13 protein-coding genes and 1 tRNA gene are annotated in these 12,886 nt (G+C 60.7%); 12 read left to right on the forward strand and 2 right to left on the reverse strand.

The window, feature by feature from the left end:
- Positions 1-126 precede the first annotated feature (126 nt).
- Positions 127-741, reverse strand: a complete 615-nt coding sequence (locus tag ACTHXA_RS13995; RefSeq protein WP_441673430.1) for a TetR/AcrR family transcriptional regulator — start codon at positions 739-741, stop codon at positions 127-129.
- Positions 742-882: 141 nt separating this feature from the next.
- Here ACTHXA_RS13995 and ACTHXA_RS14000 point away from each other — a divergent pair, with 141 nt between their 5' ends.
- The 12 genes from ACTHXA_RS14000 to ilvA all read left to right on the forward strand — a co-directional run bounded on the left by ACTHXA_RS14000 (position 883) and on the right by ilvA (position 12,195).
- Positions 883-1,209: a (2Fe-2S)-binding protein gene (locus ACTHXA_RS14000; protein ID WP_441673432.1), complete on the forward strand. Its 327-nt coding sequence runs from the start codon at positions 883-885 to the stop codon at positions 1,207-1,209.
- A complete protein-coding gene (locus ACTHXA_RS14005) occupies positions 1,209-2,396 on the forward strand; it encodes an NAD(P)/FAD-dependent oxidoreductase (protein ID WP_441673434.1) in 1,188 nt (395 codons plus the stop codon). The genes ACTHXA_RS14000 and ACTHXA_RS14005 overlap by 1 nt, the downstream gene beginning before the upstream one ends.
- Before the next feature lie 12 nt (positions 2,397-2,408).
- Positions 2,409-3,746 (forward strand): (2Fe-2S)-binding protein, encoded by a 1,338-nt coding sequence (locus tag ACTHXA_RS14010; protein WP_441673436.1) that lies wholly within the window; start codon positions 2,409-2,411, stop codon positions 3,744-3,746.
- 80 nt (positions 3,747-3,826) lie between these two features.
- Positions 3,827-5,116, forward strand: a complete 1,290-nt coding sequence (gene eno / locus ACTHXA_RS14015) for a phosphopyruvate hydratase (RefSeq protein ID WP_441673438.1) — start codon at positions 3,827-3,829, stop codon at positions 5,114-5,116.
- 32 nt (positions 5,117-5,148) lie between these two features.
- Positions 5,149-5,571 (forward strand): FtsB family cell division protein, encoded by a 423-nt coding sequence (locus tag ACTHXA_RS14020; RefSeq protein ID WP_441673440.1) that lies wholly within the window; start codon positions 5,149-5,151, stop codon positions 5,569-5,571.
- Positions 5,568-6,095 (forward strand): DUF501 domain-containing protein, encoded by a 528-nt coding sequence (locus tag ACTHXA_RS14025; RefSeq protein WP_441673442.1) that lies wholly within the window; start codon positions 5,568-5,570, stop codon positions 6,093-6,095. The genes ACTHXA_RS14020 and ACTHXA_RS14025 overlap by 4 nt, the downstream gene beginning before the upstream one ends.
- A gap of 78 nt (positions 6,096-6,173) precedes the next feature.
- On the forward strand, positions 6,174-7,598 hold the full coding sequence (locus tag ACTHXA_RS14030) for an NAD(P)/FAD-dependent oxidoreductase (protein WP_441673444.1): 1,425 nt from the start codon (positions 6,174-6,176) through the stop codon (positions 7,596-7,598).
- Between the two features lie 123 nt (positions 7,599-7,721).
- Positions 7,722-7,794 (forward strand) — tRNA-Leu (locus tag ACTHXA_RS14035).
- A 70-nt stretch (positions 7,795-7,864) separates the two neighbouring features.
- Positions 7,865-9,058, forward strand: coding sequence for an MFS transporter (locus ACTHXA_RS14040; protein WP_441673446.1), 1,194 nt, complete (start codon positions 7,865-7,867; stop codon positions 9,056-9,058).
- Between the two features lie 85 nt (positions 9,059-9,143).
- A complete protein-coding gene (locus ACTHXA_RS14045; protein ID WP_441673448.1) occupies positions 9,144-9,719 on the forward strand; it encodes a LemA family protein in 576 nt (191 codons plus the stop codon).
- Between the two features lie 5 nt (positions 9,720-9,724).
- Positions 9,725-10,942: an AI-2E family transporter gene (locus tag ACTHXA_RS14050; protein ID WP_441673449.1), complete on the forward strand. Its 1,218-nt coding sequence runs from the start codon at positions 9,725-9,727 to the stop codon at positions 10,940-10,942.
- Positions 10,939-12,195: a threonine ammonia-lyase gene (gene ilvA, locus ACTHXA_RS14055; RefSeq protein WP_441673451.1), complete on the forward strand. Its 1,257-nt coding sequence runs from the start codon at positions 10,939-10,941 to the stop codon at positions 12,193-12,195. Before ACTHXA_RS14050 ends, ilvA begins: the two co-directional genes overlap by 4 nt.
- 58 nt (positions 12,196-12,253) lie before the next feature.
- On the opposite strand, the gene greA is transcribed toward ilvA, so the two are convergent.
- Positions 12,254-12,742 carry a transcription elongation factor GreA gene (greA, locus tag ACTHXA_RS14060; protein ID WP_441673453.1) on the reverse strand — a complete coding sequence of 163 codons (489 nt, stop codon included), beginning with the start codon at positions 12,740-12,742 and terminating at the stop codon, positions 12,254-12,256.
- Positions 12,743-12,886 lie beyond the last annotated feature (144 nt).

Below are 12,886 nucleotides of genomic sequence, written 5' to 3' on the forward strand. Positions count from 1 at the left end.
TTGCGAACCCTTTCGTGAGCTGGAAAAAATCCGGTTAAACCGTGGAAGCCTCGTTGCCTCCCGAATTTCCAATACGACCATACTAGATATTACACAAGCGACGCGAACTCACTGTCATCGAAGACTTCACACTCGGACGCCAAGCGTGGCGTGGAGGGTGCGGGTAAATATGCCGCGAATTGCTGCGGCCTCATCCTTTGCATACTCCCGGCCGTGAACTAGCGCGTGTACGGTCAAGCCGTCGGCGGTGATGATGATTTGCTGTACCGCATCCTCAATCGGGCCCTCGAGTGAAAACTCGCCGGTGCTAATCCCGTCCCGGATGAGGGCGGTGAACACGTTTCTCCACGAGTCATTGACTCGCACCACCAGGTCGCGATATTCCGACGAGTCAACGGAACGATGCAAGAGATCGATCCAGATTGTTGAGCGTCGCCATGCGCCTCGCAGTGCCACTTCGTCCGCCGCTGCCGTGAGTCGTTGCGTTGGTGTTCCCGGTTGATCTCGAATCTCGTGCAGTGCGTGGGTGACTTGCAGCAAACGAAGTTCGAAGGCTTTGCGGATCAGTTCATCGCGGGTGCCAAAGTGGTGCTGCAGTTTCCCGACCGATACCCCCGCAGAGTTGGCGACATCTCGGTAGGAAATTTCCCGAGAGCTTTTTGTCGCAACCAGGTCCATGACCGCAACGAGAATTGGTTCGAGCTGAGCGGGGTCAAGGGGTGGTCTACCGGGAGCGGCCATGGCGAGATTATAGGCACAGCGTCCACTGCAACCAGGCAGGAAACGCTATTTTCAATAACGCTATACTGTAAATGTTGCTGTTCAACGTTGATCAGCAACGCCGCATCGCTAGCAACGGGTCAAAGCCATTGAGGAGGCGCTATGCCGTGCCGTCGACAACACGCCAGAGATCGCATCGTGTGTCCCTGTCATGACGTGACCGAAGCGGATATTGAAAATGCGATCCACACTGGACACACGCATCCGGAGACCATTAAGCGTGCCACCGCGGTCTACATGGGGATGTGCCAGGGGAAATACTGCGCGCCCCTTGTTCAAGAACTGCTCATTCGTCACGGAGTCGAGGAGCCGGATCACGTTCGACGACCCACGGTGAGGGTTCCTCTAGTTCCGACGCCGCTGGGGATGTTCGTGGATCTTCGCGATGACGTCGAGCCGGATGACCTCAAGTCGGGGGAGGAACGCTAATGGCTCTTCCCGGTGTCTCTTCGGAACCGCTTCGATCCGGCTATGAGACCGTGATCGTCGGCGCCGGCGTGCAGGGGCTTGCGATCGCCTATGAACTGGCTCGGCGTGGCCACGCGGACGTCCTTGTGCTCGACCGGTCGTGGCCAGGTGGTGGGGCCAGCGGCAGAAATGGAGAGTTGATTCGATCCGCATTCGCCTCACGCGAATGGTGTGAATTTTTCGAACTGTCGCGTCAAAAATGGCTGGGACTGTCGAGTGAGCTCGATGTAAACGTGCTATTCAATCGCACGGGATATGCCGTGCTCGCTTCCACCGAGCAGCAGTGGCAACAGTGTCGTGCGGATCACGCGTTTCAGCAACAGCTCGGTATCGAATCACAGCTGCTTGAGGAGCAAGATGCGCGTGCCTACTTGCCAGCGGTAAACCCGGCTCTGGTGCGTGGCGCGGTGATTCAAGAGGATGCGGGCTTCGCGCACCACGACAGTGTGGTCGCGGGCTACCTCCTGAATGCGGCACGGATGGGAGTCCAAGTCTGCTGCGGAGTGGAAGTGACCGGGCTCCTGCGACAGTCCGACCGTGTTATCGGCGTCGAGCTTGCCGACGGTCGGATGATCCGCGCGGACACCGTGGTCAATGCTGCGGGCGGGCACGCTGGCGTAATCAACCGGATGGCGAACCTCGAACTGCCATTGACCGCGGCGAGACTCGAAATGATCGTGACCCAATCGCTCCGACCCTTCCTCCGCCCCGGCTTGGCAGCGTTGGAGCTGCTCGGATACTGCCACCAGACCGGTCGTGGCGAATTCGTTGGCGGCACGGAGCTGCCAGAACCGGACCGGACTTCGAGCGTGAACGGCTCTTGGAATCTCCTTCAAGATATGGCGACAAAATTCGTGCGCCTCTTTCCTCTCCTCGCGGGAGCAAAACTACTTCGCCACTGGGCTGGCACCGTAAGCCAAACGCCGGACCTCGCTCCGGTACTTGGCCCGGTCGAGGAAGTCCCCGGCCTCGTGCTGTCAGTCGGATGGGTGTACGGATTCATGGGAGCGCCAGCTGCGGGCGAGCTCATCGCGGAATACCTCACCACGGGCAGGATCGATCCACGCATGGCGGCCATGGGAATTGACCGCGTCCACCGCGGTGACTGGATTCGTGAAGGGTCACTCGTCGTCGAAGCAGAGATCTAAGGAGGCATACCGGTGAATAGCATTGCACGACGTGAAGCGGGCGGCTCACTTGAGCTCGTGTTCAACTTTGAGCAGCGGCACCTTCGAGCGCGGCCGGGTCAATCCATTGCCGCTGCGCTACACGCGGATGGCGTTCGTACGCTCTCGAGAAGCACAAAATTTCATCGCCCACGTGGCTTCCACTGCGGATTCGGTGCGTGCGGAAACTGCCTGGTGACCGTCGACGGAAGTCCCGGCACTCCGGCCTGCGCGACGCTGGTGCGAGGCGGGGACACGGTGGTTCGTGAACAGGGGTGGCCGAACACGGAAGTTGATATCTTTCGCACCGCGGACCTCCTTCGTGCCCGCATTGGAGCCGGGTTTCAATTCACACTCTTCCGCCAGCATCCTCGCCTCAGCAAAATCGCCGGAAGCATCCTCGGCCGACTCGCTGGCGGCGGTCGGATACCTACCCCGGCAGGTGCGGCACAGTTCACCGCTCGCAGAGTCACGCGCCATCGCGAGGAATTCGTTGTGGTGGGCGCGGGAGTGAGCGGTCTCGCCGCGGCCCTCGCCATCGCCACCGCTGGCAGGCGCGTGATGCTCATCGACACCCGAGCGAACTTACAACGGAGCCGAGTTCGCCGGGCAGAAATCCGAACCGCACAGGGAGCACGAAAACCAAAGGACTTGCTCGCTGAGCTGACCGAGAAGGCCAAAACACAACCGGCTATTGAATTAGTGTCCGGAACGGTAGTGGGAATTTTCGACCGAACCCTGGTCGTCGCACAGCCTGATTCTGCCGATGGGCCGAGGCGGATGGAGATTGAGGTACAGAATCTCGTTCTCGCCAATGGCAGTTACGAACTGCCTCCCTTGGTCGCGGGTGCAGACCTGCCCGGATCGATGCTCGCGGATGCGGCAGTCAAGCTGGCAGAGGTCGACGGGGTGCAGCCGGGGCGACGGGCGGTGTTGGTCGGCGATCGCGAACAAACCCGCGCCGTGGCGCAGCGGTTGCGCGCTGCGGGAGTAGCGGTTGTTGCCCAAGCACCGCTCGCACAGGTTTTTTCTGTGCGCGGCTGGTCCAAAGTCCGCGGAGTCCTGCTGTCGCCGGACCCAGAAGAGCGCCGAGCCCGAGGGCTGCGAGCGCGATGCCAACGGCGGATCTCAGCAGACCTCGTGGTCTTTGCATTGGGGCGGCGCGCCGCTGATGAACTCCAGCTGCAGGTCGCAAATGTGGCTGCAAACGCGGATGCGCCACGAACTTTGGTGGTGGGTACGGCGGCCGGTAGCGAGACGTACTCGCTTGAAGAAATTGAAGGCGAGGTGCGGCAATTGGTCGAAAACTCCGCACTGAGCACTGCATCTTGAGGGAGAACTAAGCCTCAGTGTCCGTCGGCATCGCTAGACTCAACCTGCCACCGTCAAATATTCCCAATCGGAGGATCACTGTGTCGTTCATCGTTGACGTCTTTGCAAGAGAAATCCTTGACTCCCGAGGTAACCCCACCGTTGAAGTTGAGGTCACCCTCGACAATGGCGCAATGGGCCGTGCTGCCGTGCCGTCAGGCGCATCCACCGGTGCTTTCGAGGCCTATGAGCTGCGCGACGGTGAAGCCGACCGCTATCTCGGAAAGGGCGTTGAGAAGGCCGTTCAGGGTATCGCCGACGAAATTAACCCCGGAATCGAATTCTTCGACGTGACCGATCAGCGTGCGCTTGACGTCGAACTGATCGAGCTCGACGGCACCCCCAATAAGGAGCGCCTCGGCGCGAACGCAATTCTCGGCGTGAGCCTCGCAGCAGCCAAGGCTGCTGCCGAGTCGAGCGAACTTTCGCTCTTCCGTTACGTCGGCGGCGCGAACGCACACGTGCTGCCCGTGCCGATGATGAACATCATCAACGGTGGCGCACACGCGGACACCGGCGTGGATGTGCAGGAGTTCATGATCCTCCCCATCGGCGCATCGACCTTCCGCGAGGCGCTCCAATGGGGTGCGGAGATCTACCACCAGCTGAAGAAGACCATCAAGGCGAAGGGCCTTTCCACCGGTCTCGGCGACGAGGGTGGTTTCGCTCCCGACGTGGCCTCGACCCGCGACGCCCTCAACCTCATTACTGAGGCTATCGGGGAGACCAACTTCGAGCTCGGCCGTGACGTCGCGCTCGGACTTGACGTCGCATCCTCAGAATTCTACGAAAATGGGGTCTACTCCTTCGAGGGTAAGGAACACAGCGCGAGCGAAATGGTGACCTTCTACGAGGAACTCATCGCCGAGTACCCGATCGTCTCGATCGAAGACCCGCTGGACGAAGAAGATTGGGACGGTTACACCGAGCTCACCGAACGCATTGGTGACAAGGTACAGATCGTTGGTGACGATCTCTTCGTCACGAACCCCGAGCGTCTCCAGCGCGGCCTCGAGACCGGCGCCGGTAACTCGATCCTGATCAAGGTAAACCAGATCGGTACCCTTTCGGAGACCCTCGACGCCGTGAACCTCGCGCAGCGCAACGGCTACTCGGCCGTGCTCTCGCACCGCTCGGGTGAGACCGAAGACACCACGATCGCCCACCTCGCGGTGGCCACCAACTGCGGTCAGATCAAGACCGGTGCGCCGGCCCGCACCGACCGCGTTGCCAAGTACAATGAGCTGCTTCGTATTGAAGAAGAGCTGGGCGAGCAGGCCGTGTACGCGGGCGCGGATGCGTTCCCACGGTTCCAGACTTCCGAAGCATAGGAACCAGCAAGTCAGGATTGAGCTAGCGCGATTTGAGTAAGCGACGGGGAATTGAGCACCGGCCCACAGGTGGGTCGGTGCTCATCCTCATCGCGCTTGTCGTGGCTGTGGCGACCCTGACGCCCACCGTGCAGCAACTCATCGGCCAGCGCCAGCACATTGCGCAGCTCGAAGAAGAAATCGCGCTGACCACGGAAGAAATCGAAGCGCTTGAGCAGGGACAGGCCCGCTGGGAAGACCCCGCTTTCGTGAAAGCGCAGGCACGTGGCAGACTTCTCTTCGTTGAACCGGGGGACACCACCTATGTGGTCGTTGACGAATCAACGCCGCAGGCGCCACCCGACCCGGTCGATGTGTCGGTCGAAGTGCACGAAACTCGCACCGACTCGGGGGAGTTATATCTCGATTCCCTGATCCGATCAGCCACCGCCGACGCACCACAGGAGACTCCGTGAGCACATTTCCACCCGCAAGCGAACATGACATCGCGGTGGTCACGGAACAGCTCGGGCGCCAGGCACGCGGCGTAATCGGAATCGGTGCGCGCTGCGTGTGCGGGAACCCGGTCGTGGTGATTACCGCGCCACGGCTGGACGACGGTACGCCGTTCCCGACGCTCTATTACCTGACGCATCCGGAAGCAACGATTGAAATGTCGCGTCTCGAAGGCGCGCATCTCATGGTCGAAATGCAGGATGCGCTGGGACAAGATGATGAACTTCAGTCACAGTATCAGCGTGCGCACGAGCGCTATCTTGCGGACCGCGAGTCGGTTCAGCACGTTGCGGAGATCGCGACCGTGACCGCAGGCGGGATGCCGACGCGAGTGAAATGCTTGCACGCGCTCGCGGCGCATTCACTTGCGGTGGGAGAAGGAATTAACCCCATTGGAGATTGGGCGCTCCGAGAATCTGCCTGGAGCCCCTCCGTGTGCCAGTGTGCAAACCCTGGTGCACAAACGTCAGTTGACAACGTTTAAAGTCAGCAAGCCGACAAATAAGGCGACTAAGCTTTAGCCGATCTCGTATTGAGAAAGACCACAGTGAGGAGTGGACGCGTGACCAAGATTTTGATTGTTGGTGGTGGCTACGCAGGGTTTACCACTGCACGCCAGCTTGAAAAGCAGCTCAACCCAGGTGAGGCGCAGGTGACGATTGTCGACCCGCTGCCCTACATGACCTACCAGCCCTTCCTTCCGGAAGTGATCGGTGGTTCGATTGAGCCCCGCCACGCGGTGGTCTCGCACCGCCGTCACCTCAAGCGCACTCGCGTTGTGACGGCAGAAGTGACCAAGATCGACCACGACAGCAAGACCGCAACGGTCAAGCCTGCGGATGCGGACGAGTACACCCTCAGCTATGACATCGTCGTAGTCACCGCAGGCGCCGTGAGCCGTACGTTCCCCATCGCTGGCGTCGCCGACCAGGCAATCGGTGTGAAGCGCATCGAAGAAGCCATCTGGGTTCGTGACAAGATCATTGACAACTTCAACCGTGCATCCACGATGGCACCCGGTCCCGAGCGTTCGCGCCTCCTGACCTTCGTTGTCGTCGGTGGCGGTTTCGCCGGAATCGAAGCGTTCGCCGAAATGCGTTCGCTCGCCACGGCGCTGCTCGCTGACTACCCGTCGCTGCAGTTTGATGATGTGCAGTTCCACCTCATCGAGGCGGCTGGCCGCATCATGCCGGAAGTTTCGGAAGAGACCGCACTTTGGGTGATCAAGAACCTCGCCGAACGCGGGGCAACTGTCCACCTCAACACCCAGTGCTCTTCGGCTGTCGACGGCAACGTCGAAACCTCAGCGGGCGACGTATTCCCCACCGACGTGCTCGTCTGGACTGCCGGTCAGATGGCAAACCCATTCGTGAAGGGCTTCACTGACCTTCCCGTCAACGAACGCGGCAACCTGCGCGTGCGCGCCGACCTCCGCGTCGAGGGTGACGAGGGTGTCGTCAAGGATGCTTGGGGCGCCGGTGACGTCGCTGCGGTACCCGACCTCTCGGGCGGTGGCGTCGCGGGATTCTGCGTCCCGAACGCGCAGCACGCAGTGCGTCAGGCAGCAGTGCTCGCCGAGAACATTGTGGCCACGCTTCGCGGCGACACTCCGACCGACTACTACCACGAGAACATCGGCGCCGTTGCTGGCCTCGGTGTCGGCGTGGGTGCCTTTCAGTCGGGCGACACCGGGATCACCGGTTTCACCGCTTGGGCAATGCACCGTGGTTACCACGGCGCAGCGATCCCGACCCTCGAGCGCAAGGTTCGCGTGTTCGGAGACTGGGCAGGACAGATCTTGCTCGGCCGCGACTTCGTTTCGCTGCCCGATGTTGATCAGCCCAAGGCATTCTTCGAACGTTACGCGGCTCGCCCGCGTCCCGCTGCGGACGCTAAGCCAGCTGAGGCGAAGCCCGCGGCTGCGAAGCCCGCAGCAGCCAAGCCAGCCGACGCACCCAAGCCTGCGGCTCCCGCAGACGCGAAGTAGTTTCTTCCGGGTCGAGCCAGCACGCTGGATTGCCCAGGGCCCAGCGCGTGTGGTTTAGCGCCTGACTGTCGCTGCCGTATCCTTTTAGGATGCGGCAGCGACAGTTCGTTTCCGTAGCCACTTCCCCTCGTAGCCCAATGGCAGAGGCAGTCGACTTAAAATCGATTCAGTGCGGGTTCGAGTCCCGCCGGGGGGACAACTGACCGAATTGTCACCAGTTTCAATCGCAGCCTCCGGGTCGCGTGCGCCATCCCAAAGGAGAGTCTGTGCGTACCCAGCCGACGCTGTTCAATCGCGCCGCAATCATCGGATGCATGGTCGTCATGACCACGATCGGCCTGCTGCTGTCGACCTATGGCCTTGCGATTCCAAGCTTCAAAGCGCAATTCGGTATCTCGGATGCGGTGGCCGGCGGTGGCTTAGCGATGCAGTCCGCGGGCGCCGTGGTTGGCGTTCTCGCCGCTCCCTTCGCATTAAAACCGTTCGGGAATCGAATGACCATGATGGTGTCGATCGTGCTCCTGGGCGGTGGCGGACTCGCGTTGGCCTTCGCGTTTTCCTGGCCCATGGTGCTCATTTCCGCGACGATTGCCGGACTTGGGCTCGGCGGGGTCGACATGCTCATTACGCAGTTGCTGATTATCGGCGCGGGCGTGCGAGGACCGGCACTCGTCAATGTCGCGCACGGCTTCTTTGGTGTGGGAACGGTGATCTCGCCCGGCATCCTCGCCGTGATCGGCACGGAACGATACTGGATCATTTTCGCGGCGGTTGGTGTCGCCAACGCGTTTGCGTTCTTCACGATGCGCGGGCTTGCTCCGCGACCCACACCGGTTGACGCTCCGTCCGCGGAGGACACGAAATCACCTATTGCTTCGCGCAGTCGCTGGTATGTCGGTGCCGCCGTGGTCTTCGGCTTTATTGTGCTGTACGTGTCGCACTTCGGCGTGCAGTCGGGCATCGGTACCTGGGAGCCGACCTTTCTCGCGGATCTTGACTTCAGTGCATCCGCCGCGGCTTGGGCGACCTCGGGCTATTGGTTTGCGATGGTGATTGGCCGCTTCGGTGCCGCCGCCTTGACGCGATTCATTTCGATCCCGACACTCGTGGTGGTCAGCTGCCTCGGTATGGCAGGGTCGCTCGTCTGGGCCATGACCCATGCGCCGAGCGCTGTGTGGGCATTCATGGTGTGCGGCTTATTTATTGGACCGATCTTCCCCAATGGGCTGACCTGGCTCGCTCGTTCGGGCCACGCACACGGCCACCGGTTCTCGTATGTCGTTGCCGCATCCATGGTGGGCCAGGCCTTCGCACCGTGGCTCATCGGGGTGGTGATCGAGCATCAGGGCTCCGAGGTGATGCCGCTGACCCTCTTGCTGGTCGCAGTCGGTGCCGTGGTCGCGAGCATTGGCCTTGCGATCGGTCTGCGTCGTCGGGCTTCCGGGGCCAGCAGTGAGTGAGGCCCGTGACGTCATGCCGTGAGGGTACGCCGAGACCGATAAGATCCTCCACGAGTGGTTACCCGCCGTCGGTAGACTTGCGGTTATGGAACAACTCGGCTGGCTTATCCCGGTAGTAATTGTTGTCGCACTCATCCTCATTCTTCTCGTATGGGCGTGGGTTACCTACAACAAACTCACCAAACACAATGTGCGCGTCGATGAGGCGTGGAGCGACATCACCGTGCAGCTCAAACGACGTGCCGACTTGATTCCGAATATCGTTGAGACAGTGCGGTCTTACGCGAAACACGAATCACAAGTGTTTGAGGATGTGACCCAGGCACGCAGCGAAACGCTCGCTGCCGACTCACCGGCTTCCGCATCCAACGCCGAGAACCACGTACAGGGTGCACTGCGCAGCCTGTTTGCGGTGGCAGAGGCTTACCCGCAGTTGCAGGCAAGCTCGAACTTCTCGCAGCTGCAAAGCGACCTCGTACAGACCGAGAACAAGATTCAGGCTTCGCGTCGCTACTTCAATGGCAGCGTGCGCCAGCTCAACACCTCGGTGCGATCATTCCCGAATAACTTGCTTGCCGGAATGATGGGATTCCAAGAACGAGAGTTCTTTGAAGTGGCCGACCGCGCAGCAATCTCCGAACCTCCCCGGGTGCAGTTCTAGCACCAATGGCGGGTTCCACACGAGCACCGCGGCCTGCTGGATGGTCGTCGGTAGAACCAGATTCTGAGCTGGTTTCGCGTCCGGTGCGCATAGCCGCGGCCTGGAGCTGGCGAACGATCGTCATCATCCTGGCCGTGATTCCGGTGATTTGGCTCATCGGCAAAGCCGGCATCATCGTGGTGCCCTTGCTGGTAGCGATGCTCTTTACCGCGCTGCTGGTGCCACTGACCAATACCCTCACGCTGCGCTATCGCTGGCCCAAATGGCTGGCGCTGATCGCGGCTCTGGCGGTGCTCTTTGCGTCCATCGCGGCATTAATTCTGCTCGTGATCCTCGCCTTCCGCAGCGGCCAGCAATTTGATCTCACTGACTTCACCCGTCGCTATCAAGAAACCCTCCACTGGCTCGAAGAGTCGCCGTTGCAGATCAGCCAGGCGGTGCTCGACGAAGCCCTCGCAGAGATCCTCGCGTGGATTCAAGCGAATGTTGGCACCCTGATCGAGTCCACGCTGGCCGCGGGTACCACCGTCGCCGGGGTCGCGACCGGATCGGTATTCACGCTCTTTGCGATCGTGTTCTACCTGCTCGATGGTCGCCGCATTTGGCTGGGGTTTGTCTCGCTCTTTCCCCGTGCGGCCCGCGCGGCGGTTGACGGTGCGGGTGAACGCGCCTGGATTACCACCGGTCACTATGTTCGAGTGCAGGTCGTGGTTGCGCTCATCGATGCCGTGGGAATCTTCCTCGGAGCGGTGATCCTGCAGGTGCCCTATTCGCTTGCGATCGGCATCATCGTGTTTCTGTTTGCCTTTGTGCCACTGATCGGTGCCTTCCTTTCCGGCGCACTTGCAGTGGTGTTGGCGTTCATTGCAAACGGCTTCTGGAACGCGATCATTATGCTGATCATCGTGGTTGCCGTGATGGCGCTCGAGTCGAATGTGCTGCAGCCGCTCATCATGGGCCCGGCGATGAAGCTACACCCGCTCGTGGTGTTGGTTTCGGTGAGCGCCGGATCCATTTTCGCGGGTGTCGGCGGTGCGGTCTTCGCTGTGCCAGTCGTGGCCGCGGCCAAAACTATGGTGAAATACATATCTTCAGGTAAATGGCGGGATCAGCGCGACCCGACCGACGGCCTGGGTGAAGAAGACGATGATGACTCAGCGAAGGTGCCAGCTCGACACCCGCTCGTTTCGAGACGCAGAAAGAAGAAGGTACCTAACTCGTGATTGACCCAGTCGACATCACTTTTGAACCGCAGCTCGACACCGTGGAAGCTGCGCGTGCAATTGTGCAGCAGACTACCCGCGTCACGCTCCTTGACTCGGCTCGTTTCCTCCGGAACCACACCGGCGGACAGGTCTATCTCAAGTGCGAAAACATGCAGCGAACGGGCTCCTACAAGATCCGTGGCGCGACCTATCGACTCTCGCAGCTGAGCGAAGAAGAGCGAGCTCGCGGGGTTGTGGCCGCATCTGCCGGTAATCACGCGCAGGGAGTTGCATTTGCCGCGCGCGAGCTGGGTATCAAAGCGACGATCTTCATGCCCACCGGTGTGCCTATCCCGAAGCTTGAGGCGACGCGGAACTACGGTGCTGAGGTTGTCCTGGAAGGAGAAAACGTCGCGGCTTCGCTCGCCGGTGCGCAAGCCTTCGCCGAACGAACCGGTGCCGTGTTCATCCATCCTTATAACCACCCCGACATCATCACGGGCCAGGGAACGCTCGCGGTTGACCTCTTCGAACAGCAACCGGACATCGATACGATCATTATCCCAATTGGTGGCGGCGGGCTCGCCTCCGGTGTAGGCGCAATCGCGAAGCAGCTTGCCGCGAAGGCCGGTCGTGAAGTGCGCGTGATCGGTGTGCAGACAGAAAATTCGGCCCCGTTCCCCGTCTCAATCGAGGAGGGGCATCCGGTCAAGATTGACGCAAAAGCAACAATTGCCGACGGTATCGCGGTGGATGTGCCGGGATCGCTTTCGTTTGAACTCGTCCGCAAGTACGTGGATGAGGTTGTGACAGTCTCCGAGGACGATATTTCGCGCGCGATTCTGTTGCTCCTCGAGCGCGCCAAGCTCGTCGTAGAAGCCGCAGGAGCGACGCCGGTGGCCGCGATCATTGCCGGCAAAATCAAAGAACCGGGCAATACCGTCGCGGTACTCACCGGCGGCAATATCGATCCGATGATGCTCGAAAAGGTAATCGCCTCGGGGCTGACCGCGTCTGAGCGCTACATGAAGATGAACATCGGGCTGCGCGATACCCCTGGGCACCTCGCACGTATCGCCGCGATTCTCGCGGAAATCAATGCGAACGTGATCGAGGTGCTGCACACGCGTCACAACAAGGGACTGCAGATCCAAGAAGTCGAACTCGAGATCGCGGTAGAGACGCGGGGCACAGAACACGCTCAGCAGGTGCTTGAACGCCTACGCGAGGCGGGGTACCACCCGAAGGTGGACCCAAACGCCTCGCTGTAGCTGTGGGGTGTGCCGGATCTATACGGCGGGAAAGGGTCGCGCGTTGCGCAGAGTCCCGCTAACCGCGGAAGGTCTCCACATTGAGGATCTCGACCTGCATGTTGCCGCCGGTCGGGGTCTCATAGGTGGCCGTATCGCCGGTCTTGAGGCCGTCGATGGCCTGACCGATTGGGCTTTCGGGGGAGAACACGCGAAGGTCCGTCTGGCTTTCCAGCTCGGGGCTGGCGAAGAGGAACTTCTGCTCGCGGCTGCCGATCTTCGCGGTCACCACGGTGCCGAGCACGACCTTCCCATTGGCTTCTGGCGCCTCGGTGACGACCGAGTTCTTGAGCATGTACTCCAGTTCGGTGATTCGGGCTTCAATGCGACCCTGTTCCTCGCGGGCTGCGTGGTAGCCAGCGTTCTCCTTGAGATCGCCGTCTTCGCGAGCTTCCTGAATCTCCCTGGTGATCTCCTGTCGCCGCGTCGACGACAGGAACTCGTGCTCTTCCTTCAGGCGATCGAAAGTCTCCTGTGTGAGCCAAGTTGAGTCGGACTGGGCGGTCATGAACATCTCCTCTAATAAGACAGAAGCCCCGACCTCCTGTCAGGGCTGCTAGAGAAGTATAGCGAAGTGGCTCAGAAGCCAACCAGTATGCGCGTTGACTCATAAGAAACCTCCGCGTAGCTCGATACGTTGCCTCATTTGAAT

Origin of the sequence: Gulosibacter sp. (genome assembly GCF_052090685.1) — a bacterium.
Taxonomy (GTDB): Bacteria; Actinomycetota; Actinomycetes; order Actinomycetales; family Microbacteriaceae; genus Gulosibacter.